Source organism: Microbulbifer guangxiensis, from assembly GCF_021729075.1.
In the GTDB taxonomy this organism is placed as follows: Bacteria; Pseudomonadota; Gammaproteobacteria; order Pseudomonadales; family Cellvibrionaceae; genus Microbulbifer; species Microbulbifer guangxiensis.
This window is the reverse complement of record NZ_JAJSAQ010000006.1, coordinates 156,810-182,370: the sequence shown is the minus strand read 5'-3', so window position 1 is coordinate 182,370 and position 25,561 is coordinate 156,810. Positions and strand designations below refer to the sequence as shown.

20 protein-coding genes are annotated in these 25,561 nt (G+C 56.6%); 7 read left to right on the top strand and 13 right to left on the bottom strand.

The annotated features are described in order from the left end of the window. Nucleotides 1-178 precede the first annotated feature (178 nt). The 5 genes from LVD12_RS14005 to LVD12_RS13985 all read left to right on the top strand — a co-directional run bounded on the left by LVD12_RS14005 (nucleotide 179) and on the right by LVD12_RS13985 (nucleotide 6,791). Nucleotides 179-1,555 (top strand): patatin-like phospholipase family protein, encoded by a 1,377-nt coding sequence (locus LVD12_RS14005; RefSeq protein WP_237068352.1) that lies wholly within the window; start codon nucleotides 179-181, stop codon nucleotides 1,553-1,555. A 682-nt stretch (nucleotides 1,556-2,237) separates the two neighbouring features. Continuing rightward, nucleotides 2,238-2,903, top strand: coding sequence for a LexA family protein (locus LVD12_RS16315; RefSeq protein WP_439651347.1), 666 nt, complete (start codon nucleotides 2,238-2,240; stop codon nucleotides 2,901-2,903). Then, nucleotides 2,900-4,180 carry a Y-family DNA polymerase gene (locus LVD12_RS13995; protein WP_237068351.1) on the top strand — a complete coding sequence of 427 codons (1,281 nt, stop codon included), beginning with the start codon at nucleotides 2,900-2,902 and terminating at the stop codon, nucleotides 4,178-4,180. The genes LVD12_RS16315 and LVD12_RS13995 overlap by 4 nt, the downstream gene beginning before the upstream one ends. Before the next feature lie 146 nt (nucleotides 4,181-4,326). After that, nucleotides 4,327-5,352 (top strand): lipid A deacylase LpxR family protein, encoded by a 1,026-nt coding sequence (locus LVD12_RS13990; RefSeq protein ID WP_369413391.1) that lies wholly within the window; start codon nucleotides 4,327-4,329, stop codon nucleotides 5,350-5,352. A gap of 605 nt (nucleotides 5,353-5,957) precedes the next feature. Next, on the top strand, nucleotides 5,958-6,791 hold the full coding sequence (locus LVD12_RS13985) for an endonuclease (protein WP_237068349.1): 834 nt from the start codon (nucleotides 5,958-5,960) through the stop codon (nucleotides 6,789-6,791). A gap of 42 nt (nucleotides 6,792-6,833) precedes the next feature. Here the strand turns inward: LVD12_RS13985 and LVD12_RS13980 are convergent, their stop codons facing one another. After that, nucleotides 6,834-7,511 carry a type 1 glutamine amidotransferase domain-containing protein gene (locus tag LVD12_RS13980; protein ID WP_237068348.1) on the bottom strand — a complete coding sequence of 226 codons (678 nt, stop codon included), beginning with the start codon at nucleotides 7,509-7,511 and terminating at the stop codon, nucleotides 6,834-6,836. 273 nt (nucleotides 7,512-7,784) lie between these two features. Between LVD12_RS13980 and LVD12_RS13975 the strand changes: the two genes are divergently transcribed. After that, the gene (locus LVD12_RS13975) at nucleotides 7,785-8,819 is read left to right on the top strand and encodes an isoaspartyl peptidase/L-asparaginase family protein (RefSeq protein ID WP_237068347.1); all 1,035 of its coding nucleotides are present in this window, start codon (nucleotides 7,785-7,787) and stop codon (nucleotides 8,817-8,819) included. Nucleotides 8,820-8,874: 55 nt separating this feature from the next. Then, entirely contained in the window at nucleotides 8,875-9,003 is a 129-nt protein-coding gene (locus LVD12_RS16135) for a hypothetical protein (RefSeq protein ID WP_255771929.1), read from the top strand. Nucleotides 9,004-9,156: 153 nt separating this feature from the next. Here the strand turns inward: LVD12_RS16135 and LVD12_RS13970 are convergent, their stop codons facing one another. The 12 genes from LVD12_RS13970 to LVD12_RS13915 all read right to left on the bottom strand — a co-directional run bounded on the left by LVD12_RS13970 (nucleotide 9,157) and on the right by LVD12_RS13915 (nucleotide 25,560). Then, nucleotides 9,157-10,647 carry a hypothetical protein gene (locus LVD12_RS13970; protein ID WP_237068346.1) on the bottom strand — a complete coding sequence of 497 codons (1,491 nt, stop codon included), beginning with the start codon at nucleotides 10,645-10,647 and terminating at the stop codon, nucleotides 9,157-9,159. Nucleotides 10,648-10,669: 22 nt separating this feature from the next. Beyond that, the gene (locus tag LVD12_RS13965; protein WP_237068345.1) at nucleotides 10,670-11,788 is read right to left on the bottom strand and encodes an amidohydrolase family protein; all 1,119 of its coding nucleotides are present in this window, start codon (nucleotides 11,786-11,788) and stop codon (nucleotides 10,670-10,672) included. Between the two features lie 328 nt (nucleotides 11,789-12,116). Further along, nucleotides 12,117-13,934 (bottom strand): DUF885 domain-containing protein, encoded by a 1,818-nt coding sequence (locus LVD12_RS13960; protein WP_237068344.1) that lies wholly within the window; start codon nucleotides 13,932-13,934, stop codon nucleotides 12,117-12,119. A gap of 49 nt (nucleotides 13,935-13,983) precedes the next feature. Then, nucleotides 13,984-14,490: a hypothetical protein gene (locus LVD12_RS13955; RefSeq protein ID WP_237068343.1), complete on the bottom strand. Its 507-nt coding sequence runs from the start codon at nucleotides 14,488-14,490 to the stop codon at nucleotides 13,984-13,986. 20 nt (nucleotides 14,491-14,510) lie between these two features. Then, the gene (oppF, locus tag LVD12_RS13950) at nucleotides 14,511-15,500 is read right to left on the bottom strand and encodes a murein tripeptide/oligopeptide ABC transporter ATP binding protein OppF (protein ID WP_305080545.1); all 990 of its coding nucleotides are present in this window, start codon (nucleotides 15,498-15,500) and stop codon (nucleotides 14,511-14,513) included. 5 nt (nucleotides 15,501-15,505) lie between these two features. Continuing rightward, nucleotides 15,506-16,483 (bottom strand): oligopeptide/dipeptide ABC transporter ATP-binding protein, encoded by a 978-nt coding sequence (locus LVD12_RS13945; RefSeq protein ID WP_237068341.1) that lies wholly within the window; start codon nucleotides 16,481-16,483, stop codon nucleotides 15,506-15,508. A gap of 15 nt (nucleotides 16,484-16,498) precedes the next feature. Further along, nucleotides 16,499-17,404: an oligopeptide ABC transporter permease OppC gene (oppC, locus tag LVD12_RS13940; protein WP_237068340.1), complete on the bottom strand. Its 906-nt coding sequence runs from the start codon at nucleotides 17,402-17,404 to the stop codon at nucleotides 16,499-16,501. A gap of 11 nt (nucleotides 17,405-17,415) precedes the next feature. Then, entirely contained in the window at nucleotides 17,416-18,339 is a 924-nt protein-coding gene (gene oppB, locus LVD12_RS13935; RefSeq protein WP_237068339.1) for an oligopeptide ABC transporter permease OppB, read from the bottom strand. Between the two features lie 45 nt (nucleotides 18,340-18,384). Next, the gene (locus tag LVD12_RS13930; RefSeq protein ID WP_237068338.1) at nucleotides 18,385-19,956 is read right to left on the bottom strand and encodes a peptide ABC transporter substrate-binding protein; all 1,572 of its coding nucleotides are present in this window, start codon (nucleotides 19,954-19,956) and stop codon (nucleotides 18,385-18,387) included. A gap of 321 nt (nucleotides 19,957-20,277) precedes the next feature. Next, nucleotides 20,278-21,945 carry a peptide ABC transporter substrate-binding protein gene (locus LVD12_RS13925; RefSeq protein WP_237068337.1) on the bottom strand — a complete coding sequence of 556 codons (1,668 nt, stop codon included), beginning with the start codon at nucleotides 21,943-21,945 and terminating at the stop codon, nucleotides 20,278-20,280. Nucleotides 21,946-22,237: 292 nt separating this feature from the next. Continuing rightward, nucleotides 22,238-23,755 carry a peptide ABC transporter substrate-binding protein gene (locus LVD12_RS13920; protein ID WP_237068336.1) on the bottom strand — a complete coding sequence of 506 codons (1,518 nt, stop codon included), beginning with the start codon at nucleotides 23,753-23,755 and terminating at the stop codon, nucleotides 22,238-22,240. 155 nt (nucleotides 23,756-23,910) lie between these two features. Then, on the bottom strand, nucleotides 23,911-25,560 hold the full coding sequence (locus tag LVD12_RS13915) for a peptide ABC transporter substrate-binding protein (RefSeq protein ID WP_237068335.1): 1,650 nt from the start codon (nucleotides 25,558-25,560) through the stop codon (nucleotides 23,911-23,913). Between the last annotated feature and the right edge of the window lies 1 nt (nucleotide 25,561).

Here is a 25,561-nt window from a genome sequence, read left to right as displayed (position 1 = left end):
CGGCGTTTCCGCTGAGTTCTTTTACTACCGATTGCCGAGCACAGTACTTTTCCAGACAGGGCGCGGATGACCGAAACCATGATATGAGACGCGTACCCTTGGATGCACATTTTGGGTATCCATATAGGTGTATAGCATGGCCCGGGCTGATCTAAGCCAATAGAAAAAGGAGGGTGATATGGGGGCGCGAGAGTTGGCCTCAGGCTACGTGATTCGTTATCTGGCGGTCATCCTCACGCTTGTTAGCACCGCCTGTAGCTATATGGCGCCAGAAGTGAAGCCCCTGGCACGCTGGAATCCTGAACGTAATGCCGAGGTACGCGAGATGATGTCGGCAGGTCGTTTGGAGGATATTGCTGTGCTGCTGGCCTTCTCCGGGGGAGGCACCCGTGCTGCAGCATTTTCCTATGGTGTGTTGAAAGAGCTGGATCGCACTGTGATTCATACATCGCGAGGCGACCGGTCGATGTTGACGGAAGTCGACATGATCTCCTCGGTGTCCGGGGGCAGCTTTACAGCGGCATACTATGGTCTTTATGGGCATCAGATCTTTGAAGAATTTGAGGCCCGCTTCCTCCGCAGCGACGTTCAAGGCTCGTTACTGAGGTTAACCATAAGCCCCTCCAACTGGCGTCGGCTTGCAAGCCCCACCTTCGGTCGGGGAGATCTGGCCGCAGAGTATTACGACCGTATATTGTTCAGCGATGCCCCATTGTCGGCAATGGAGCGTCCCGGCGCGCCCCGTGTAGTCATTAACAGCACTGACCTGACTACGGGAGTCCGCATCCCCTTTGTGCAGGAGATGTTCGATCTGTTGTGCGTCGATATCGGTGAGTATCCCGTTTCCCGTGCCGTTGCTGCCTCCTCTGGGGTGCCCCTTATCTTTTCCCCGATAGCGGTACAGAACTATTCCGGCAGTTGCGGGTTCCGTCCCCCCGGTTGGGTCAACGAAGCGCTGGCAAGCGAGCAGTTGACCTCGCAGAAGATCGTAGCCCGTAACATTGAAGGGTATCTTGACCGGGAGCTCCGGCCGTGGCTGCATCTGGTGGATGGTGGGATTTCGGACAACCTTGGTTTGCGCAGTTTCTACCGTGCACTGACACTGACCGAAGATCTATCCCGGCCGTCGAACTTGTTGCCGCACCTCAATGCCAAACATGTGTTGGTAGTACTGGTGAATGCTAATTCACACCCACATCGTGAATGGGCACTGGAACAGAAATCCCCACCGTTGATTGAGGTGGCCGGGAGTGTCAGTGGCAGTCAGATTAGTCACTATAGCGATGACACCATACTGATTACTCGCAAGACGTTCGAGCGCTGGGTTGAGGAAAAATCCACCCCTGAACGGCCTGTGACTTTTCACTTCGTCGACGTGAGTTTTAGTCGAGTACCCGATATAGAGGAGCGGATGTTTCTGAACAATATCGGCACGTCCTTTGTGTTGACGGATGAAGAGGTGGATCGCTTGATTCTGGCCGGGGAGGAGATCTTATCTCAGTCGCCTGTGTTCCGAGACTTCTTGAACCTCATACAGCAGAGTGCCAACCAATAGGGGGCACGCCAACTGCTGTAAATGATGATCCTTCCCGCGCTCAAGAAGCGCCCTCAATCTTTACGGTGCGAATGACATGAGGGATCCTTCAGTGGCTGGGTAAGTTGCGACAGCTGCACCTTCATTTTGATGTGCCTGAATCCCGCTTGTTGATCCTTAACCATTGCCCTGAGTGCCGTAGACCCCGCTTCAGGATAGTGAGGAGAGAGGGTAAAGGCCATTGTGGACTTATCAGTCGTGAACCTTGCCGTTAGCCCCCCCGGACCTATCTGATCAGTGCTGGTCACCCTCTCAAGATGGTACCGGGCGCGAGATGTGCGATGCGTAGCAGCCGGCTATCGGATTGTCTCAATACTGCAGTTCCCTACACCCGCCATGTCAATCTGACTTTGGAGCAGGACAGGCCCTTGCCCGTGCCTTCCATAGTGGCCCATGGCATCACCATGTCTGGCTTTACCGGGGCAGGGGCATGGCAGCTATTCAGTCGCTCACTTGCCTGGTGGAGGCGAGAAGAGGGCCAGTGGACGGCTCTGAGGCCGGCGCTTCGTGAGGGGGGCATGTTCTTTCCATAACACATGAGTCAGGGAGGACTCATCTGGCCAACTCTTGACCTCCGAAAGGCAGTCTCTGATGCGTCGGTCTAGCTTGACCGTCGCGTAAGACTGGATGCAGAATGCTGGCTATGCATACAGTAGTTCCAGTTCCCGTCCCATTGTTGCCTGTGGCTGTCTCCGCCGGGTTTCCCTCCCCGGCGGCGGCCTATGCGGCCAAATCACTGGTGCTGGATGACTGGCTGTGGCCCAGCCGTGCCAGTTGCCAGCTGGTGCAGGACGAGGGTGACCGCCGCCGCTACCTGGTGCTGGACCAGTCCTTGCAACCTGTGGTGGGAGATTGGCTGTGGACGGGTGAGGGTGAGCCCCTGTTGCAGTGGTCCGCAGAGTCGCACCGGCAGGTATCCGGCGATCTGACGGGTCTCGTCATATCCGCCTCCATCCAGCTGTTCCGTCGTCGCCCGGACCCCGGCCATAGTCCCGACTCGATCCATGACTGGCTGGTGCGCCGGCCCCATGCCACCTACCTGGTCAGGGCAGAGGGGCGATCCATGATCGCCCACGGTATCCATCACGGCAGCCTGCTGGTGGTGGACCGCAGCTGTGACCTGCACGACGGTGATATCGTCATTGCCGGCTGTATCGAGGGCTTCCTTGTGAAGCAGTACCGTACCCGTCCAGCGCGGCTGGTGGCCGGTAATAGTGATTACCCGGATATCGTCCTCGAACGGGCGCCGCAGTACGACCTGGACGGAGTGGTGATTGCCAGCCTCAGCCGGTTCAGGGGGGCATCGTGAAGCGTTGGGATCTGCATCCGACACAGATTGCGTTGGTGGATGTGAACAATTTCTATGTGTCTTCCGAGCGGGCCTTCGACCCCGCTATCCGGCACAAACCCGTAGCGGTGTATTCCAACAACGATGGCTGTGTCATCGCCCGCTGTGCGGAAGTGAAGGCCATGGGGGTGAAAATGGGCGTGCCGGTATTTGAGGTGCGCCAGTTGTTCCGGGCCCGGGGCGTGGTGGCCCGCAGCAGTAACTATGAGCTGTACCACGATATGTCCACCCGCTTTGTCACCTCACTGGAGCAGTTCTGCCCGGAGGTGGAGCAGTACAGTATCGATGAGAGCTTCCTGCACTTTCACGGTTTCGGTGAACAGCTCTCGGAACACTGCCAGCGGCTGATTGCCGCGGTGCACAAATGGACCTCGATGCCATGCTGTGCCGGGATCGCACCTACCCGTACGCTCGCCAAGGCGGCCAACCACTTTGCGAAAACCCTGGGGGTACCCGGCGGCGTATTGCAGATCAGCAGCGAATACCATCGACAGCAATTGCTCCGGCAGATGCCCGCTGGTGAGGTGTGGGGTGTCGGCCGCCGGCTGTCGAAAAGACTGGCCATGCTGGATATCCATACTGCCTGGGACCTGGCCTCGGCCCACGTACCGACGATTCGCAAGGCCTTTGGGGTGACGCTGGAGCGCACGGTGCGGGAACTGCAGGGGGTCTCCTGCATTGAACTGGCGCCGCTGGATCAGGCCAAGCGGGAGATCGTCTCCGGCCGGATGTTCGGGCGGTTGCTCACACAGTTTGATGATGTGATGGCCGCGGTGGCCAACCATATACAACTGGCGGGCGAGAAGCTCGCTGCGCAGGATGGCGTTACCGGTCGTCTTACCGTCACCGTACAGGCCAGGGAGCCCGGGGGAGAATGGCGCCACCTATCCGCGCACACAGAGTTTCGCCCGGCGACAAAGGAGGTGCGGACCCTGACCGCCTCCGCCCGACGCGCGCTCGAAGAGGTGTTCGTGGCCGGGCTGGAATACCGGCGCGCTGCTGTCTGCTTCTCGGCCCTGGAGCAGGCTCGAGAACAGCAGGACGACCTTTTTGGTGTGGTCGCGGAAGGCAGTGATCGTCTTTCAGCCTGCCTGACGGACATCAATCGTCGCTTCGGGCGGGGTGGGGCGGTGCTGGCCAGCGCCAGGCTGTCGGACGAGTGGCAAATGAAGCGGGAGTATCTGTCCCCGGCTTATACGACTGACTTCCGCCAGTTGCCGGTGGCGAGGACGGCCTAGCCTGACACGTGGGCTTGCGGCCTGTTCACCGGTTGGACCCGCTCCGGGGCCACGCTCGCATGATCGGCACACCATGTCTTCGGCATCGGAGGGGAGAGATGACTCGGCGTTAATTGGCGCGTGTATGGTCCTGTATTGCGCACGGGATGATTCCGCTGTCCTACCCTTTCCGGGTGAATAAAAATTTTAGAATAAGAGTTACTCTGCTGGCTGCCTGCACGATGCTCCTGTTGGCCGGTCAATCCCCTCTCGTGAATGGAAGTTCACTATCCCTTGAATTGGAAAATGACTCCTTCGATGGCGCCAGCGATGCCTACTACAGCCAGGGCCTGCAGCTGTCCTACGCCCCGGAAAAACCTCTCCTCTGGCCCGCACAGTACCTGCCATGGATTTTTGCGGGGAAGGAAGTCCAGCCCCGCTATTTCCTCGGCCAGGCCATCTTCACTCCCTACGAAATTGCCAAGACGGAACTGATCGAGGATGACCGCCCCTACGCCGGCTGGCTTTACCTGGGGATGGCGATAGCTGCTGAGCGCTTTGTGCCGGAGAGTCAGCTGAAAATCGTCGAGCGCTTTGATGTCAGCGCCGGGATCATCGGTCCCTCATCTGGTGCAGACACGGTGCAGCGCTGGACTCATGAGTTGGTCGATACGTACGAGGTGAATGGCTGGCACAACCAGCTGCAGGATGAGCCGGCATTTGTCGCCAGCTACCTGAGGAAGTGGGCGTACATTCGCGAGTTCGGCAGTTCGGATCTGAACTGGGAGTTCTCCGCAACTGCTGGCGGCAGTGTCGGTAATGTGACGACCCAGTTGATTGCCGGGGCGGGGGTTCGTGTCGGTCGCAATCTGTATTCCACGGTCGGTATCCATAGGGCGCCCCCGGCCATCTCCGCGCCAGCCTTTACTCCCGGGATGCAGGGGGGCGACTGGTATTTCTTTGTTGAAAACCAGCAACGATTTATCGATCGGGATATCTTTCTCGACGGCAATACTCATAAAGAAAGTCACAGCGTCGACAAGGAGCCCCGTGTGGGGGAGTGGCGGTTCGGGCTCGCGTTTGGACTCGGGCGTTATCAGTGGGCCATCTACCATGCCCGGCGGTCACAGGAGTTTGAGGCGCAGTATGTAAATGCCAGTTTTTCTGGGCTGGGCCTGGCGATGCGCTTTTAAGCCTTTTCCTGTTTAAATCTGCATATAAATAAAGCCAATACCTGGGCAAAAAAAACAGGCTATGCGTCCAGCGCATAGCTTAAATCGCCGAAATGAAAGCAAAATGCTCAGTTATTCCCACCTCTGAAATAGCCCGATAGAGCACATCGCATCCCATCTTTGCATCAGGTTGTTCCGCGCCACCCGGACGGGGTGCGCCAAGTCACCGTCAAGCAAAAGGCTGTATGGATATACAGCCTTTTGCTTGACCCAGGACCAGTCTTGATATATCAGCTCGCAAAGTTGCACGGCTGCCTGCAGCACAAAATTGGCTCGAATTACAACGGCTCCACGTGGAACAAAAGCTTTTTTGTGACAAGTTCCACGTTTGTAACGGAAGAAATCTGGGATGCAATACATAGTGCACGGCTATTGCAGCAATATTTCTTATAGTCCATATGCCTAATTACTTGGGCGTCAGTAATGGGTACGATAGTCCCCAATGATGTTGATTTCTTGAGCGCTAGCCGAAAAATTTTTATCAAATGTGAATTCCGGCGCTGGCGGTCCCACGGTTATGGCGGCAAAATCCTTAAATATCTTAGTCGAATATTTTTGGATACAGGATGCCGCTGCTTCTTGTTGTTCTGCTGCTTCTGCCGTTTCTTGCCTTTGCCCATGGTGGCGGGCTGGATGCCAGCGGTTGCCACAATGATCGGGCGCGGGGGGAGTATCACTGTCACCGTAACGCCAGTACCGCTGTAACGGCAGTGGCGCCTCCCCGGGGGGGAGCAGGCAGCAGCAGGAAAGCGATCACCAGCTTCCGTCAGGCGAAGCGGGTTCTGCGCGAGACGGTGTATGAATCCCCCGAAACACATTACGGCTTTTATTCCAATTGCCGTTTCCACGCCCAGGGGAAAAAGCTGGTGCCCGAGTGGACTACCTGTGGCTACCGCCCGCGCAAGAATGCCAACCGCGCGAGCCGCATTGAGTGGGAGCATGTGGTGCCGGCCTGGGTCATCGGCCACCAGCGTCAGTGCTGGCAGAGTGGCGGACGCCGCGAATGCACACGCAATGATCCGCTTTTTGCCATGGCCGAGGCCGATATGCACAACCTGGTGCCGACCATTGGCGAGCTGAACGGAGATCGCAGCAATTACCGCTTTACCGAGTTCGGCAGTGGCGGAGGGTATCCCTCCGGGCAATATGGCGCGGTGGAATTCCGGGTGGATTTCAAGCAGCGCGCGGTGGAGCCGCCCCGTCACCGGCGTGGTGATATCGCACGCACCTATTTTTATATGGCCGACACCTACGGCCTCGCCATATCCGGCGCGCAACTGCGGCTGTTTGAGGTCTGGGACAAGCGCGACCCGGTCGATCCCGCCGAGTGCGAGCGGGATCGGCGCATCGCTGCCGTGCAGGGCAACCACAATCCGTTTGTGCGGGCTGCCTGCGGCTAGGGGCGCGGGCGCAACCGCTGGAGCCGGGCCAGGCCCGGTCTACTACTTCAGCATCTGCAGCAGCGCTTCCGCAGTGGCATCGGAAGACGCCGGGTTCTGGCCGGTGATCAGTAATCCGTCCTTGACCACGTGGCTTGTCCAGTCATCGCCCTTGGAGTAATTGCCCCCTTTTTCCTTGAGCATTTCCTCCACCAGAAACGGCACCACGTCCGTCAGGCCCACCGCGTCCTCTTCAGAGTTGCTGAAGCCGGTCACCTGCTTGCCAGCCACCAGCGGTTTACCGTCGGCGCCCTGGGTATGGCGGAAGACAGCCGGGGCATGACAGACGGCACCCACCGGTTTGCCGGCCTTAAAGAATGCTTCGATCAGCGACCGGGAGTCCTGGCTCTCGGCCAGGTCCCAGAGTGGACCATGGCCACCGGGATAGAACACCGCGTCGAAGTCATCGGCACGCACTTCACTCAGGCGCACGGTATTGGCCAGTGCCTGTTGCGCCGCAGTATCCTGCTTGAATCGCTCCGTTGCCGCGGTCTGGAAATCGGGCTCGTCGCTCTTCGGGTCCAGGGGCGGCTGGCCACCCTCGGGAGAGGCAAGGGTAATCTCGGCGCCGGCATCCCGGAACACATAATAGGGAGAGGCAAACTCCTCGAGCCAGAAGCCGGTCTTATTCCCGGTATCGCCGAGTTGATCGTGAGATGTCAGGACCATCAGGACTTTCATGCAACCTCCAGAGGCGTAGTTGAAAACGGAGTGACTAAGTTTACTTTTGACCAGAGTTCATCATGGAGTTCTGGCCAGCTGGACGCCATGGTAGTGTCGCAGGAAAAATTCGTGAAATTTAATCTTTCGATCACGGCGATTAAAATGGCCAATCCCCAGCCGGCCACAGTCGAGCTCTCAGTCGCACGCAACCGGCTTTCTCCAACGGGCACAAAGTGCTACTAATATCGTCCAAAACAGACACCGAATTCGATAATAAGAGATATCAATGATATGAAACTGTTTCGTTCCCTGAATATCGTCCTGATGGCCGCCTTGCTGTCAGCCCCGTCAGTGCTGGCGGATGAGAGGCCGGTCGCCATGGCCATCCACGGTGGCGCCGGTACCATCGAGAAGAGCAAAATGACAGCGGATCAGGAGCGTGCTTACCGGGAGAAGCTTGCGGAAGCGGTTAATGCCGGTTACCGGGTACTGGAAGAGGGCGGCGACAGCCTGGATGCGGTGACGACAGCGATACGGATCCTGGAGGATTCGCCCCTGTTCAATGCCGGCATCGGCGCTGTTTACACCTATGAGGGTCGCCATGAACTGGATGCTTCCATCATGGAAGGTGCGACGCGCCGTGCCGGTGCCGTGGCGGGGGTGACTACTGTGCGCAACCCGATCGACCTGGCGCGAATGGTGATGGAGGATTCCCCCCATGTAATGCTGGCGGGTCCCGGCGCAGAGCAGTTTGCCGACTCCCGCGGTGTAAAGAGGGTGGAGAATAGTCTGTTTGATACCGAGCGTCGTCGCCAGCAGCTGGAAAAGGCAAAGAAGAAAATCGAGGACGAAACACGTCAGAAGGGCAATGAGCAGGCCGCCGTGAATGCGCTTCCGGTGGCGTTTCGCATGGGCACTGTCGGTGCCGTGGCTCTGGACAAGTCGGGCAACCTGGCGGCGGGCACCTCAACCGGGGGCATGACCGCCAAGCGCTATGGGCGGATTGGTGATTCACCCGTTATCGGTGCCGGTACTTTCGCTGATAACGACTCCTGTGCGGTTTCGGCCACCGGCCATGGCGAATATTTCATCCGCTTCAATGTGGCTGCAGATATCTGTGCGCGGGTCCAGTACCAGGGCAAATCTGTCGCAGAGGCAGCGGATGCGGTCATCAATCAGGTGTTGCTCCCGGTTGGCGGCACCGGCGGTGTCATCGTGATGGACGCAGCCGGCAACATTGCCCTGACGTTCAATACGCCGGGCATGTACCGGGCCAGTCGCTCCAGTGACAAGCCTCTGTATGTTGGTATCTTCGATAAAGAGTAATGGCCGCTCAGGCGGTGTTGTTGAGTACCGGATTTTTCAACAGAAGGGTTTGGGTATGAAAGCTTCGAGCAAGAAGTCGCGTAAGTCTCCCCGCCAGATCGAACGCTCCCTGCGCCAGTTCTGGGGCTGGGTCTTTCTCGTTGGCCTGGCCGCCGTGTTACTGATGTACATCGCCATGGCCTGAGGTCGGGCCTGAGGTCGGGCCTGAGGACAGAGGCCCGTCAAATCCGCGGCCGGTCTTTTGCGACCCGGCCGGGCGCAGCCTTGTTGGCTATGTTTTGGGCATCTGGGGCGCGACTCGTGATCTGTCGGTGGCGTGTCGCTTACCAGGCGTAACTCAGAAGGCCACTTCGAATTCCGTATTCAGCACAACGCCATTTCCGCCAAAGGCAAAGGGCACGCTGTTGTAACCCACCGGTGAGTCATCGAGATACAGGAGTTGTGTGGTCCAGCGCACTTCGCGCCGTTTGAACGGGTAGTACTTGAAGCCAAAGGCCATATCCCACGGGTCGCCATACTCCCCATTGATCTTGGAGCCGGAGAGGTACATCTGCAGTGTTCTGGGGACGAGCATTGTAGATGCCTGAACCTGCAAGCCCTGGTCGGTCAGTCTTTGCACCGGCAGAGTTGCATCGGTGTCCGCATTGGGCAGTAGAACGGTGGTGAAGCGATCAACTTCGCGGTAGTAGTATTCCACGTCCAGGGAGTAGCCACAGAACTTTACGCCCGCATTGAGGGCTGCCATCTGGTAGGTGGCGCGCCGGATATTGACACCAATATCGAAAGGGTCGGGGGAGAAGATCCGGGTGCCATCCGATAGCCGGATCTGGCTGTTGTCGAAACTGTTGACCTCCGGCTGGCCCTGGGCGTCCTCGCGGCTGCGGGTGTAATGAATTCCGAACAGCGTGGCGGGCTCGGTATGGAACTCGTAGTCGCCAAACCCGTTACCCGGTCCGTACTCGCCGGTTGTGGGCATCCACCAGGCAGCAGCGGATACAGTGCCGAAGTCATCATCCAATTCGTTGGCGCTGACACCGAGTTGGCTCAGATTGTTGCCGAGCATGATGCGGTAGTCAGACTTCTCGGTGATATCCCCCCAGGCAAACAAGCCTGTGGTGTAGGAGCCCCGGAAGAATTCATCGGCAATGGTGCGGTGGTCGGTGCGGAACCAGGTGGGGAAGGTGCCGTTAGTGGTGCGGGTGGTGGGGAGCGCATCAATACCCGCGCCAAAATTGAAGTGCTCATCAAACAGATAAGACAATTTGCCGGCCACCACCACCTGGGCGGATTCCCCCTGGTTGGAGTTACTGGTCCAGGTGTAAAAACGGTACTGGAACTTCGGGTCGAACAGCCATCCCTTGAAAGTCAGGTTGACCTTCTGTACCTGCATCTGGTTGAGGATGCTCACATCGAACGTGCGACCGAAGGTGTCGGTATACTCGTCCTCGAGATCGTCCTGGTCCAGGTAGCGGACATAGGAAAAGAGGGAGAAATTCACCTCGCCCAGGTCGGAGCGCACCAGAACAAAGCCCTTGCCGGGCTCATAGGCGCCCCAGGTTTTCTGCTCCGGCTCTTCGTAGCTGATTTGTGATGCTCGAGGTTGGGCGGGCGTCGTGTTGCCGCGATGCGCCGCCTCGTGCTCCAGCTGCTCGATGCGCACATCGCGCCGTCGAACCTCAACTTCGAGTTGCTGCTGCCGGGCTTCAAGTTCCCTTAGCCGGTCCTCTGTCTCCTGATCCTGGCGCTGCTCTTGAGCAGCCCATGTATGGGTGCCTGCGATTGTGAGGATCGCGAGCAACAGTGCGGGTGATCGGGTTTTGCGTCGCATAAGCACTCCCTGCTGCAGCGAATCAGTTGCTTCCTTTCTGCTTGACGTTCTTGGCTTCCCAGGCGCGTACTTTTTTACGGGCTTCATCGAACAGGCGCTCATAGTTGCCTTTGAGGATCTTCTCTTTCGCCTCAGGAGACAGTTTGGCAAAAACCGGATCCCACATATGGAAAACTTTCAGCTGGGTTTCCTGGTCGGCCGGAGCCACATTGTCGGTGCCGAAGAGGAAGCGATCGGGGTACTTGTTGAGCATCCGTGCGGTGCGCTCAATGGCTTCCGGGGATGCGATGGCATACTTCGCGACTTCATCCCAGGAGATGTCAAAGTTCACATGCTTGAGCTTCGGGTCCCGTAGCATGCCTTCGATGATTTCCAGGTGGCGCGGGCTGCGCTCGGTGGCACTGGCCGAGGCTTGGGCCGGGTGGACAACCCGTCCCAGCCCGGTGTGGGCCCAGATGATGGAGGTTTCCGGGTGGTCCCTGAGAGTCTCCTTGATCTGTTCCAGATAGACAGGTGTCGCCCCCTCCTTTGCGAACGGAATGTCGATGTCATTGTGAAGAATGACCACCAGGCCCACTTCACCTGCAAAGTCGAATACCCGATCCAGTGCCGGATCGGTGAGGCTGGCGACATCACCGGCGACCTTGGGAGAGACAAATTCCTTGTGAATCGTGAATTCACCGATGCCGCTGAAAACGCCCGGATAGGTTTCCAGTACGCGGCGGATATGGTCGACCGCATACATGTCCGCCGGGTTGAAGCCGGTAATCATCGGGTCCAGGCGCGTTCGCTGCTCTTCCGGCAGGGACAGGTAAGCATTGGCAATAAAAGCGTCGGTGAAGGAGTAGTAATACAGCGGGGCATCGGTATGCAGGTAATAGGTCGGTGCGAAATCCCCGGAATTCTCGTAGGACCAGGTCTGCTGCAACGGGATGCCGAACAATGTCGAGCGCCCAACTTTGTCGCCCATGATCTCCAGATACTTCTCGATCGGCGTGCCTTTCTGCACATAGTTGGTCAGGTGAAAATGGGAGTCGTGGAACAAGTAGTCCCCGGAGTCCTGCTCCTGCGTCAGGGAAGTGCCTGAGAACGAGAGAGTGAGGGCGAACAGGGCGCCCATTCCCCGAAACCGTAAAGCCATGATCGAAGTCCTTTCGCTGTTTTCCCCTCCGTAGTTGCTGCCATCGAACTGGTCCCTGCACAGAGGGGCAGACCCGCGTTCCGGGCGGATGGAGGGGCTTGAACAGGATAGAAGACGCTACGGGGATCTGTGGGGATTAGGGAGCCACAACGGGTGAGAGGAGTTGAATTGGCGCCCCGGGCAGGCGCCAAAGAGCTAGCGTTGGGGCCTATATTGGTTGGTTTTGGTTGCGTAAGGCCCCAACAAACATAATGTTGATGGAAGTGCGCTGCTCCACGCACTATTGGTCTTCGTCGGTAAGGGGAAAGTTGGGTGTCAATCAGATGCTTTAGGTGTCTATTCCACGTCGCTCAGATTCGACTATTAACCATTTGGCCATGCGGGCTTCCAATACTTTAAGTGGCAGTGGCCCTGCGCTCAGCAGGTGGTCATGGAAGGCGCGAATATCAAAGTCTCCACCAAGCTGTGCCTCAGCCTGGGCGCGTAACGCTTTAATCTGGAGCTGGCCCAGCTTGTAACTGAGAGCCTGTCCCGGCCACACTAAATAACGGTCGATTTCTACCGACACCTCGTGCACAGGTTTCGAAGTGTTGGCGAGAAAGTACTCCCTGGCTTGCTCTCGGCTCCATCCCAACTGATGCATCCCGGTATCCACCACTAAACGCACTGCACGCATCATCTCATCTGTGAGGGCTCCGAATTCGCTGTAAGGGTCGGTGTAAAGGCCCAGGTCATATCCCAAGCTCTCAGCGTAAAGAGCCCAGCCCTCAGTGAAGGCAGTGTATTGACCCCAGCGGCGTAAGGGGTGTAGTGGTAGTTCATTGGCGATCGCGATCTGCAAATGGTGACCGGGTACAGCCTCATGAATTGTCAGTGACTCCATACCCCATTTAGGACGGCTAGGGAGGTCATAAGTATTGACCCAAAACAACCCGGCGCGACCATTTTCGAGTGAGCCTGATAAGTAGCGTGCACTAGTTTCGGCTTTCGCTCGGTAGGCTGGCATTGGCTTTACTCCGTAGGAAAGCCGGGGAAGTGTACCGAACAGCTTTGGAAGTTCACCATCGATACGTTTGGCGATATCTCGGAAACCTCGGAGCAGCTCCTCCTCACGCGTATAGTAAAAGCGTGGGTCGTTACGGAGAAACTCAGTAAACTCAAGAAAATTGCCCTTGAAATTCGTTCGCGCAATTATGGAATCCATCTTGTCACGTATACGACTAACCTCCGAAAGACCGATCCTGTGTATTTCTTCGGCACCAAGGCTCGTTGTAGTGTTTTCAAAAATCTTATGGGCATACCAGCGCTTTCCATTAGGGAGGCTGGTAAATGGCGTCTCGACTCGGGCATTGGGAATGTATTCCTGCTCGATCACATCAGACAATGCGCGCCAGGCCGGCGCCACGGACTCAGCATAAATTGCATTCGCACGCTTTCGTAAACGCTCCTGCTCGGATTGTGCGATGGTATCTGGCATATCGCGAAATGGCGCCAAAAGAGGACTCTCTGAGCGTTCTTGCGGTATTAAGCCACGGATCTGCTCCGGTAGCCCATGCAGAGTGACTTGTGGAGGTGTGATACCTTGGGACAGACCTTCCCTTATTAGGGCTTCGACCTGCTGGATAAGGTTCGGCAAGGCCTCGAGTCGCTGAAGGATCGTTTCAAAATCCTGGGTATTACGCCTGGGCATCGCACCGAATACCCGTGGCACATCGCGGTAGATGCCCTCCATTTTATTGAGCGGCATGAGATGGTTGGGGAATTCAAATCCTTGAACCTCAGTTCGAAGGTCATGGTATAGCAATTGGTAGTCGATGCGCTGATCCGACGACAGCGTGCTTGGGTCCAGATTGCGTATCAATCCAAGCATTCTCCTGAGCTGAGACTGGCGCCGTTCGATTGCAGTTAGTGAGTAATCGGTCCAGGCATGCACCGGCCCGGGTTGGCCGGAAAACGTGGCTGCCTCTGGGTGACTTTCGAGAATCCAGCGGAGACGAAGATCCTGTATGGCGCTAATGTAATTTGGATTATCGTTTTTTGGAAGGTTGCTAAAGGCTTGCTCAAAAGCCGAATCTTCCATGCCGATCGTATAGGTGGCATAGAAGGATCCTACGATGGCCAAGATGGTGGCCAGAAAAGTGCGCATTGAATTCTCCGAATTTAGTTTCTTTTTGCTATTTTCGGGATCGCGGGGATCATTTAGCGGTTGTGGTGAATTGAGCAGAATAATCTGTCATCCAGCTCATGATCCACCATCGTTTCCCATCCCAGAATAGCTTAACGCTATTTACGCCTTCCGAATCTGCTCTTCCACCTTTAACAGGGCCGGCTTTGTAGTGACTCCAGATATGGGCAATATTCTTATGCCGATCAACATGACGTTCAGTCTCCCACTCCCAGAAATCCTTGCTCCTGGGTTCTCGGGGGGTGTGGAAGTCTTCTAGTACCTTAATCTCCAGTTTTGTCCGGCCGTCCTTATCACTGGATAAGATGGTTATTCGCGCGTTTGGGTGGTGGAGTGATTTATCCCGCTCGTAGTCGTCCATACCTCCCGCAGGACCAGAGATGACTTCGTAGTAAGCTTTCATGATCCCATCAATTGTCGCTACATCCTCAGGTCGGGGGAAGGTATCGGCTTGCGTGCCTACTGCAAAGAAGCACACCGTAATGAGACAGCCTGCGCGCACGGAACTGGTTAGCATGGAAGTACCTTGCATCGGAATCACTGATGGTAGAGACAGGCGGCCCGATGTGGGTTGGAGGCCCCCAGGCTGGGTTTCTGTTCTGCACAGAGCTCTGTGGCCTCCGGGCATCGAGTCCGGAAGACACAACCGCTTGGTGGGTTGATGGGGGAGGGCAGATCACCTTCGAGTAATTGTATTTTTTTTGTACGTTCGACTTGCGGGTCTGGCACCGGTACTGCTGACAACAGCGCGCGTGTGTAGGGGTGACGCGGATTGCTGAATACGGACTCGGTACCACCATGTTCCACCACATTGCCCAGGTACATCACCAGAACCTGGTCGGCGATATGCCGTACTACGGAAAGGTCGTGGGCGATGAATATCAGTGCCAGACCCATCTCCCGCTGCAGCTCCTGTAGAAGGTTGACTATCTGGGCCTGAATCGATACGTCCAAAGCCGATACTGGCTCGTCACAGATCACAAGCTTTGGCTCCAGAATCAGTGCGCGGGCAATCCCGATACGCTGGCACTGTCCACCGGAAAATTCATGCGGATAGCGATTGATGAGGTTTGGTAGCAGGCCCACGCGCTCCATCATCGCTTTGACACGCATCCGGATTTCATCCCTGGATAGTTCCGGGCAAAGGCTGCGTAAAGGCTCCGCTATGCTATTCCCGATGGTCATCCGTGGGTTGAGGGAGGCGATGGGATCCTGAAAGATCATCTGCATGTCTCGCCGTGAGCGACGCAGCTCTGCCGGTGAAAGCCTCAGAAGGTCCCTCCCGAGCCAGGTTATGTGCCCCGCAGCTGTGCTGACGAGCCCCATCAATGCGCGTGCAAGTGTGGACTTGCCGCAGCCCGACTCTCCTACTACTCCCAGCGTTTCGCACGCGTGCAGCTGCAAGTTGACCCTATCAACAGCCTTCAGGGAGTCTGATCCACGCCAGGGCAGGGCGCCCTGTCTCTTGATCTCGAACTGCACCGTGAGGTCAGAAACGTCGAGGAGAGGCTCGGCATCGGCAGGCATGTTCATCACACCACCTCCGAAAGTTCAGGAATCTCCAGGTGACAGGCGCGCAGGCGGTTGTCTCCGATCGGTCGCAGTGGAGGCGCCTCAGCCTGACACTGCTCGGTGGCTGATGTGCAGCGTTGCCAGAATGGGCAACCCGGTGGCAGTTGTAGCAGATTCGGGGGATTTCCCGGTATCGTCGCCAGCGTTGCCCCGGGGCTGTCGAGGCGGGGCACCGCATGTAGTAAGCCGCGGGTATATGGGTGGCTGGCCCGGTAGAAAATGTCCTCCACCGGTCCATACTCCATGGTTCGCCCTGCGTACATCACCAGCACCCTGTCGCACAGACCTGCCACTACCCCCAGGTCATGGGTGATGAGGACGATGGCTGTATTGAATTCCCGCTTGAGCTCGTCAAGCAACTTGAGGATCTGCGCCTGCACGGTGACGTCCAGCGCGGTGGTCGGCTCGTCTGCAATCAGCAGTTTCGGCTGGCAGAGCAGGGCCATGGCAATCATCACGCGCTGGCGCATGCCGCCAGAGAGTTCGTGCGGGTAGCTCTCCAGGCGCTTTTTTGCTTCGGGAATCTTCACAGCATCAAGCATCGCCAGTGCTTGGATACGCGCCTCTTTTTGGGTATTGCCCATATGGTGCACCAGCACCTCGTATAGCTGTGGTCCGATTTTGCGGTAGGGGTTCAGAGAGGTCATCGGATCCTGGAAGATCATTGCGATCGCTCGCGCACGGATCTGGTTCAGCTGTTTTTCTGGGAGGTTCAGGATCTCATTGCCTTCGAAGCGGGCACTGCCTGATGCCCGGCCATTGCGTGCCAGTAGACCCAGCAGGGAGAAGGCGGTCTGGCTCTTGCCGGAACCGGACTCTCCGACGATACCGAGTGTCTCACCTGCGGCAATAGAGAAATTCAGCCCATTCACCGCAACGACAGTACCGTCAGGGGTATCGAACTGTACATGCAGGTTTCTGACTTCCAGCAGGTCCATCTGGACAACCTCCTTCTAGCGGTCCTTGGGGTCGAGCGCATCGCGCAGGCCGTCACCGATAAAGTTGAAGCAGAACAGGGTGGAAACCATCAGCATGGCGGGCACCACCAGCTGCCATACTGCCACCTCCATGGTCTGTGCACCCTCGTTCAGCAGGGCACCCCACGACGTCATGGGTTCCTGCACGCCCAAGCCCAGGAAGCTGAGGAAGGACTCGAACAGGATCATGCCCGGTACCAGCAGCGTCGCATAAACGGCAACCAGCCCCAGCACATTGGGCACAATGTGTCGTGAAATGATCAGCAATCGCGGCAGACCGTAGATATGCGTTGCCTCGATGAACTCCTTGTTCTTGAGGCTCAAAGTCTGGCCCCGTACCACCCTGGCCATGCCGGTCCAGCTGACCGCGCCAATTGCGACAAAGATCAGCAGGAAATTGCGGCCGAAGATGGTTACCAGCACGATCACGAAGAACATGAACGGCATGGAATCGAGGATCTCTACCCAGCGCATCATCAGCCGATCCAGGCGGCCGCCGATGAACCCTGCGATGGCACCATAGGCTGTGCCGATCAGCACTGCCACTAACGTACCGAGGATACCTACCAGCAGTGAAATGCGCCCACCCAACGCCGCCCTCACAAACAGGTCGCGTCCCAGTGCATCGGTGCCAAAATAGTGCCCGCTTTCCCATGACGGCGGAGCATGCATGGCACCCCAGTCCGGCTCATCATAGGCGTAGCTACTGAGCATTGGTGCGACCATGACGAACAGAGCAATAAAGGCGAGCACGAACAGGCTGACAATCGCCGCACGGTTGCCCAGGAAGCGCTGCCATGCGTCCTCCCAGAGGCTCCGTCCTCTAACCTCCACATTGTCCTGCAGGCTCTCGATGAGCCCCTTCCTTGCTGTGGCGAGCATGGTCACCCTCCTCAGGAATAGCGAATCTTCGGGTCGATATAGGCATAAGCGATATCGACGATGGCATTGAAGGCGATGGTGAGAGCCCCCACAAGAACTGTCAGGCCAAGCACCATGGAGTAGTCCCGATTCAGCGCACCGTTGACGAACAACTGGCCCATGCCGGGAATGCCAAAAATATTCTCGATCACAACAGAGCCGGTAATAATGCCAACCATTGCTGGCCCGAGTACTGAGGCGAGAGGCAGCATCGCGGGGCGCAGGGCGTGGCGCAGCATGATCGTGCGTGTCGGTAAACCCTTTGCGCGAGCGGTACGGATAAAGTCCTGGTTCAGCACTTCAATCATGCTGCCGCGCATGATCCTGGCGATATAACCGGTGAAACCCTTGGCCATGGCTGCCACCGGCAGCAACATGTACTGCCAGCCACCATCGTTCCAGCCCCCGGCTGGAAGCCATTTGAGGTGGATGGCAAAGAAGAGGACGAGCAGTGGAGCGATGACGTAGGTGGGTATCACGATGCCCGCTACAGAGAAGGACATGATCGTGTAATCGGCCCAGGTATTCTGGTAAAGGGCTGCGAGAATTCCGAGGAGAATACCCAGCGTAACTGAGACAACGAATACGGTCAGGCCGATTTTCAGTGATACTGGGAATGCTTTGCCCACCAGTTCGCTCACCGAATAGTCCTTGTAAACGAATGACGGACCGAGATCACCACGGGCCAGCCCCGACAGATAGGACCAATACTGTTGATACAGTGGCTTGTCGAACCCGTACTTGGCCTCGATGTTGGCAAGTACTTCGGGGGGCATCTTCCGCTCGCTGGTAAACGGGCTGCCCGGCGCGAAGCGGATCAGGAAAAACGAAATGGTAATCAGAACGAGCAGGGTGGGAATCGCTTCCAGAATCCTGCGCAGGATAAAGCTCAGCATGGCTGTCGGGGCTCTTATTCTTGGGTGAACTCCATGTCGACCACTCTATTCCAACCGTTGGTCATCAAAAGATAAATCCTTGCTATAGATAAAGCCGAGCAAGTGATCAGAATACCCGCTGACAATGGGCTTGACCAGTTTCCTGTCCGTCAATTGGTATACCGGTGTTGAGCGCATATCTTTCGCGAAGTGCATTTCCGCCAGCATGTAGATAGCGTTGCGCGAAGACTCTTCTGCTGTTCGCATTGCCTGAGCCAATAACTGATCATATTCGTCATCCCGGTATCCATTTACTGGACCCGCAGACTCACTGAGCATGACTGACAATGTGGAATAGGGATCATTGAACTCAGCCCATAGGTTCCAGACCGCAATCTGGTAGTTGCTACTACGGATATGGTCGCCAAGAACATTGTCCTCCAGATGGGTGAGCTCGGTATCAACGTCCAGTATACGTTTCCACATGGCGGCTATTGCTACGGCCTTGGCGCGATCGGCCTCGTTAGCCGGGTACTTCAGCTCAATTCTCAGTGGTTTACTCGTGGAATAACCAGCCCTCTGGTATAGCCGCAGCGCCTCCCTCTCTCTTTCTGTTTGGCTCCATTGCGACCAGTGGCTGCGCGGGAACGGATACTCCTGCATGCTGGCTGGCGTAAGCGTGTAGGCAGGGCGCTCGCCTCGGCCAAGGACTTTGTAGGCGAGTGTTTCCCGATCAATCGCGTAAGCAAGGGCCTTGCGCAGGTCGGCGTTATCTAGTGGAGCTTTTTTCCCATTGAAGTCCAACATAAAGGTGGCAGCCACCAACGGTGCCTTGAGCTCTGTAGGAGTGGTTTCTCGAAGCTGGATAAACTGTGCCGGTGGAATGGATCGAGTGATATGAAGGTCGCCGGCCCGATAGCGATTAAGTTCGGCACTCGGCGAGCTGATGGGTAAGAAGGCAACCCTGTCCAGCTTAACTTTGCTTCTGTCCCAGTAATACTCGTTAGGTACCAGCTCTACTCGCTCATTGACAGACCAGCGATCCAACTGAAAGGCGCCATTGCTGACATGATAGCCGGGGCGTGTCCAATGGTCCGGGTATTTCTCGACGGTTTCTCGGTGCACGGGTAACAGCGAGTAGTGGGTCAAGGATTTAATGAAGAATGCCGATGGCTGCTCCAGTTGGACCTGAAAAATATACGGATCAAGTGCTGCCACGCCGAGTTGTTCCGGTGACAGATCCCCGGAATTGATGCGTTTCGCATTTTTGACCTTGATACTATCCAGGTACCAGCCTTGACGCTCCGGGGAAAGCGGGGAAGCTAATCTGCGCCAGCTATAGGCAAAATCCTGCGCAGTGACCGGGTCACCATTTGACCAACGGGCATCTTCGCGCAGGTAAAAGGTATAGACCTGGTTATCTTCGGATTCCCAACGCTGGGCTACACCGGGTTGAACCTGTCCGTCTGGCCCCGAGCGGACCAGTCCCTCGTACATGTCCCAAAGAATAAAGATTCCCTCTCCGGGTTGAGCCGCCGGGTCTAGCGAATTGGGTTCCGCGTAGTTGCCTCGTAGGAGCAGCCTGTTAGTGCTCTTTCCCTGGGGGTTATCAATTGAAGGCCGGTTGGCGCTATTCATCGGTGGGTCGCTGCATGCAGAAAGGCAGAGAAGCAGGGCGATGCTCCCGAGGCATTTGAGAGCGCGGCCCAGACAGAGCCACGGGTGGCTGTATCGCTGCCTGAGGGCAACTTTACCCATAGGTCCTTTCTCTTCTCGGTGTCAGTACGTGGGTAGTACCGGCGCATATGAGCCTGTTGGAATCAGCTGTCCCTTGCGACATCGGAATCACCGTTCTGTAATAAGCAATTGACAGATTGGCCTCTGCAATGATGGCATGTTGAAGTATGGAAAAGCAGTGTCATTCTGTTTACTTTTCATTGTTATCTTTGGTTATTCTCATCATTTCTCGATCCAGAGGTCCTTGCTATACATTTTATCTAATGCATTTGTCCGGTATCCACGTATATAGGGTTTTACTAATCGTAAATTGGAGTAATGGAAAATAGGTATCAACGGCATGTCCTGGGAAAGAATTTCTTCACCGGAAAGATAAAGTTTTTCCTGTTGGACTTTATCATATGTGATTGAAGCTTCGTTGATTAATCGGTCAAATTCGATATTGCTATAATGTGCGTAGTTAGAGGGATTGCCGCTGGTCTGCGGTAACAGCATAGTTGACGGTGCATTGTAATCACCGGTATAGCCAGACATCGCTATCTCATAATCCCCACTTGTCAACTTTTCCCAGAATGACTTCCATTCTCGCTGTTCAAGAATGGATTCAACGCCCAATACCCGCTTCCACATACTGGCTACCGCAATGGACTCTCTGGCACTCAGATCCGAGTCCGTGTGTAGAAGTCGGATTGTGATCGGCTTTTCTGGGCTGAAGCCTGCTTCGGCATACAGTAATTTGGCGCGTCTTTCTCGCTCTGCCTGCGATAGTGTTGACCATTCTGTTCGGTAATGTGTGCTCGTTGCACCGGGTAGATTTGGTGGGACAACGCTATATGCGGGTACTTTGTCATCACGATAAACCTTGTTTGCGATCACTTCACGATCGATGGCATAGGCCAGAGCTTGCCTCAATTTTGGATTATCGAGCGGTTCCTTTTTCGTCTGGATATAGTAATAGCGTGTCGAGAGAATCGGGTCGCCAACGAATTCTTTGGGGCGCTCATTCCGGAGGGAATCTATATTATCCGCTGGCAGTTCAAAGAGCAGGTCAATTTCTCCCGTCAGATAGCGACTTAAAGCGGCCTTAGCATTGGAGAGTGGGAGGAATTTCACACGTTGCAGTCTTACGCTGTCTTTTGCCCAATAATGCTGGTTCTTTTCGAGTTCAATGCTCTCTCCCACTGTCCAGTCAGCCAGGACGAATGCTCCGTTACCGACCAGATTTCCCGGACGCGTCCAGCGATCTCCGTGCATTTCCAGAGTCTTTTGATGCAGTGGGGAGAGCGCTGTGGTAACAAGCATGGATAAAAAGTGGCTCACTGGCCGCTCCACTGTGACCACCAGTGTATGTTCGTCCTTCGCCCATACACCCAGTGTCTCTGGGGATCTCTTCCCTGCAATAATATCGCCAGCGTTTGTGACCGATGCAGCCTCCAGTAGCCATGCGAAGGGTGAAGCTGTAGCCGGATTAACCAATCTGCGCCAGGAAAATACAAAGTCCTGAGCTGTCACGGGGTCGCCATTGGACCAGTGTGCATCTTCATGCAGGTGAAAGACATATTCCATACCCTCATTTGAACTCCAGGATTCAGCAACGCCAGGTACGGGGGTGCCATCTGGACCGATGTTTACCAGTCCTTCAAAAAGGTCACGCTGAATCTCACCGTCAGTAACACCTGCACCAAGATGTGGATCGAGTGATGCCGGCTCTCCTGGGTTGGAGCGGGTAAGTGTTGGTATCCCATTCATTTCATACTGCGTATGCTTGTTAACAGACTGCACTGGGGGAGAATTTTTCTCCGAACATGACATCATGAGCATTAGCAAAGCCAGTGCTGGTGCTGTTAGCAAAGCTTTGATGTAACTTCCTTGGGTTGCTGTGGTCTTCATTGTTGAGCGTATCTTCGATCCATTGTTCTTTGGGCTGCAAATGATCTCTAAAATCTGGCTGTGGCCCGCGTACTGTGGGTCAAAAAGCCATAAGAAGCATGTAGCTGGAGTGGGTAGTTGGGGTCTTCAGCCCTAACCAAGCTGAGGGTGCCTGCCGTCATAGGGGACCAACCGGGTTGCCATTGGGCCAGCGCGTATTTTTCCGGTAACGGCGGCCTGCACACAGCTAAAGGGGCAGGGCAATAGTTACCGAGGCGGGCGTAGCGTGACGCACCCGCTCGTTGATGGTTCTTTACATATCTTGAGGTGACTCTATCCACAGGTGCTTGCTCCTTATGGTGTCCAGGACATGAGCCCGATAGCCGCCCACGCGCGGGTTCACAAGCCGGCTTACGGCATAGTGGAATACCGGAATTACCGGCATGTCCTGAGCCAGCAGCAACTCGGCGTCGGTGTAGAGCTTGGCCCTTTTCTGTGCGTCTTGCTCGGTCAAGGCCCGCTCCAGTATCCGATCGAAGCGTTCGTTGGCGTAGCGTGGGTGGTTATAGGAATCCCGGGAGGACAGGGGGCGCAGCAGGCTCGAAGGCTCATAATAGTCCGCCCACCAGCCGGTGATGGACACGTCATAGTTGCCGCTTGCCTGCAAGTCGACAAAGGCCTTCCACTCATTTTGCTGTAATTCGACCTCGGCCCCGAGCACACGCTTCCACATGGATGCGACGGCCACTGCCTCGCGCTTGCTGAGGTCTTTGTCGGAATGCAGCAGGCGTACATGGAGCGGCGCCTCTGCTGAAAAGCCGGCTTCTTTCAGAAGCTGTCGCGCACGGGACTCACGCTCCGACTGCGCCCAGCTGGACCAGTGCCCGGCGGAGTCGATATCTGGCAGGTCGTCCAGCGGTATGAGCGAAAAGGCAGGGCGCTCACCGCGACCATAGATCCTCTGGGCAATCACACGCCGGTCGATGGCATACGCCAGCGCCCGCCGGACACGCGGGTCGTTGAAGGGCGGCCTCTGGGTGTAGATGTTGTAGTAACGCGCGGCGAGAGGCAGCACCTCGGCGTGTATGGCTCCTTTTACTGATTCGCTGAGGTCCTTCACCCGATCGGGTGGCAGGTCATAGGTGATGTCAACCTCACCGGCGAGGTAGCGCTGCAGGTCACTGGCACTCGAAGGCATCGACAGGTGGGTTACCCGTTCAATCCGGGTGGCGTCGGCATCCCAGTAGTGGGGGTTGCGCCGCAACTCGATCTTCTCACGGAGAACTCGTTCCTCCAGGCAGTAGGCACCGTTGCCAATATGGATGCCAGGCCGGGACCACTGTTCGCCATGTGCCTTCAGCGTGGCTGCGTGTACCGGAAAGACCGCAAAGTGGTCGAGCATCGCCGGGAACATGTAGGAAGGTCGCTCCAGTTGGACCCGCAGTGTGGTATTGGAAACCGCCTCGATGCCAAGCGCTTCCGTGGGCATCGCCCCGCTAGAGACCTTTGCCGCGTTCAAAACGCCAGCGGTGGTCAGGTAGCTGGCATACTTGGACGCTGTCTGCGGATCCACCAGCCGGCGCCAGGAAAATACGAAGTCGTGCGCGGTGACCGGGTCACCATTGCACCAGTGCGCATCTTCGCGCAGATTGAACAGGTAAGTCTGGCCGTCTACGGAGGACCAATCCCGCGCAACCGCTGGCTTGATATCGCCATCCCAGTCGATTTCCACCAGCCCCTCGAACAGGTCCACCAGCACGTTCCACTCGACGACACCCGCGGAGAGGTGCGGGTCAAGAGTTTCTGGCTCGCCATCGATAGAGCGGACCAAGATCGTATCCGAAACCTGCGCGACGGGACCTTTAGCGCTGCCCGGTGCCTGCTCCGTATCAGGGGTGTGGTCAGAGCAGCCGAGGAGAAAGCTGGCCACTGCAAGAAACACGCCTGCGCCAGAGATTGCAGGGTGGCTCCGGGCACGTGTGAAGTTCATTCGCTCAGAGCCTCATCCTTGATCCAGAGGTTTTTGCTGTACATCAGGAAAGTTGGCGAGAACGCATATCCCCCAACGCGCTCACTGACCAGCTGGATGGCGGCATACTGGTACAGGGGGGTGACCGGGACGTCTTCTGCCAGAACCCGCTCGGCCTCCAGGTAACCCAGTTTGCGGGCATCGGCATCGCTGAGACCTGCACTCGTTTCTAGCAGCTGGTCAAATCTTGGGCTGTTGTAACCCGACAGGTTCAGGCTCGAATCGGAGTGTAACTGGCCCAGCATGCTGGCCCCGTCCTGATAATCCGCCAGCCAGACCGAGAAGCTCACCTGGAAATTGCCACTCTGTACCTGCTGAAGCCGATCCTTGGCTCTGAGACTGCGCAAAGTCACCTCAGCGCCGAGGACGCGCTTCCACATCGCAGCCACGGCAAGCGCCTCCTTTCGCTTGTTATCCCCCGAAGGGAACAGAACCTCGAACTTGAGCGGGTTCTCTGCACTGTACCCCGCCTGTGCATACAGGGCCCTGGCCTGGGCCTCACGCGCCGCCTGCCCCATGGTGGCGAGCGGGATCTCGTCTCGTAAAGTCGGCAGCAGGCTCGCAGGCGTATAGGTATAACTCGCGAGCTCTTCGAGGCCCACGATCTTTTCCGCAAGAATCTCGCGGTCGATGGCGTAGCTGAGTGCCTTGCGCAGCGCTGTGTTGTCAAACGGGGGTTGTCGAGTATTGAACGTCAGGTACTGCATTCCCGCCAATGGAAAGACTTGCAGCTCTCGCGGGCGCTGGTCGCCCAGTCTCTCAAGGTGATTGGACGGAACCTGGGCCGTGATGTCCATGTCACCTGCCAGGTAGCGGTTCATTTCCGCCTGTGGCGATTCGATGGGGAGAAAGGTGACTTTCTGCAGCTGGACATTGTCTGCATCCCAGTAACTCGGGGAGGCTACCAGGGTCACATGGGAGTTTGCTTGCGATTCGAGTAAACGGAAGGCGCCGTTGCTGACATGATGCTCCGGGCGGGTCCACTCGTCCCCGAACGTTTCGACGGTAGGGCGGTGTACCGGAAAGGTCACATGAAGCGTAAGCATCTCTACGAAATATCCGAGTGGCTGGTCAAGGGATACTTCCAGGGTGTGATCGTCCAATGCCTTGATGCCAAGCTGCTCCGGTGGCAGCTTGCCGGAAATCACCGCGGCGGCGTTCTGGATGCGCGCATCCTCCAGGTAGGATGCATAGGGCGATGCCACGGCGGGTGTCACCAGCCGGCGCCAGCTGTAGACAAAGTCCCCCGCGGTCACCGGGTCGCCGTTGGACCAGCGGGCATCGGGCCGCAGGTAAAAGCGGTAAACCCGGTTATCCTCTGTCTCCCAGCGCTCCGCCACGCCGGGCACTATCTCACCGCTGGGCGAGAGGTTGACCAGGCCCTCGTGCAGGTCGAGCAAAATGTAGATTTCATAAGCCTGGACCTTGTGCGGATCCAGGGACACCGGCTCCATGTAGTTACCGCGCACCAGTGCTCTTTCAGGCGTTTGTTCGCGTCGATCGCCCTTCTCGACATGATCGACTTCAGGCTGGCCCGAGTCTGAACAGGCCGAGAGTGCCAATATCCAAATGAGGACATATTGCAAGGGTAGTCTTCTTTCAAACATG

Excerpts from the sequence above, each read along its gene's own strand:
- LVD12_RS14005 (WP_237068352.1), top strand. The coding sequence starts at position 179 with ATGGGGGCGCGAGAGTTGGCCTCAGGCTACGTGATTCGTTATCTGGCG.
- LVD12_RS16315 (WP_439651347.1), top strand. The coding sequence starts at position 2,238 with ATGCATACAGTAGTTCCAGTTCCCGTCCCATTGTTGCCTGTGGCTGTC.
- LVD12_RS13990 (WP_369413391.1), top strand. The coding sequence starts at position 4,327 with ATGATTCCGCTGTCCTACCCTTTCCGGGTGAATAAAAATTTTAGAATA.
- LVD12_RS13985 (WP_237068349.1), top strand. The coding sequence starts at position 5,958 with ATGCCGCTGCTTCTTGTTGTTCTGCTGCTTCTGCCGTTTCTTGCCTTT.
- LVD12_RS13980 (WP_237068348.1), bottom strand. The coding sequence starts at position 7,511 with ATGAAAGTCCTGATGGTCCTGACATCTCACGATCAACTCGGCGATACC.
- LVD12_RS13975 (WP_237068347.1), top strand. The coding sequence starts at position 7,785 with ATGAAACTGTTTCGTTCCCTGAATATCGTCCTGATGGCCGCCTTGCTG.
- LVD12_RS16135 (WP_255771929.1), top strand. The coding sequence starts at position 8,875 with ATGAAAGCTTCGAGCAAGAAGTCGCGTAAGTCTCCCCGCCAGATCGAA.
- LVD12_RS13970 (WP_237068346.1), bottom strand. The coding sequence starts at position 10,647 with ATGCGACGCAAAACCCGATCACCCGCACTGTTGCTCGCGATCCTCACA.
- LVD12_RS13965 (WP_237068345.1), bottom strand. The coding sequence starts at position 11,788 with ATGGCTTTACGGTTTCGGGGAATGGGCGCCCTGTTCGCCCTCACTCTC.
- LVD12_RS13960 (WP_237068344.1), bottom strand. The coding sequence starts at position 13,934 with ATGCGCACTTTTCTGGCCACCATCTTGGCCATCGTAGGATCCTTCTAT.
- LVD12_RS13955 (WP_237068343.1), bottom strand. The coding sequence starts at position 14,490 with ATGCTAACCAGTTCCGTGCGCGCAGGCTGTCTCATTACGGTGTGCTTC.
- oppF (WP_305080545.1), bottom strand. The coding sequence starts at position 15,500 with ATGCCTGCCGATGCCGAGCCTCTCCTCGACGTTTCTGACCTCACGGTG.
- LVD12_RS13945 (WP_237068341.1), bottom strand. The coding sequence starts at position 16,483 with ATGGACCTGCTGGAAGTCAGAAACCTGCATGTACAGTTCGATACCCCT.
- oppC (WP_237068340.1), bottom strand. The coding sequence starts at position 17,404 with ATGCTCGCCACAGCAAGGAAGGGGCTCATCGAGAGCCTGCAGGACAAT.
- oppB (WP_237068339.1), bottom strand. The coding sequence starts at position 18,339 with ATGCTGAGCTTTATCCTGCGCAGGATTCTGGAAGCGATTCCCACCCTG.
- LVD12_RS13930 (WP_237068338.1), bottom strand. The coding sequence starts at position 19,956 with ATGAATAGCGCCAACCGGCCTTCAATTGATAACCCCCAGGGAAAGAGC.
- LVD12_RS13925 (WP_237068337.1), bottom strand. The coding sequence starts at position 21,945 with ATGAAGACCACAGCAACCCAAGGAAGTTACATCAAAGCTTTGCTAACA.
- LVD12_RS13915 (WP_237068335.1), bottom strand. The coding sequence starts at position 25,560 with ATGTTTGAAAGAAGACTACCCTTGCAATATGTCCTCATTTGGATATTG.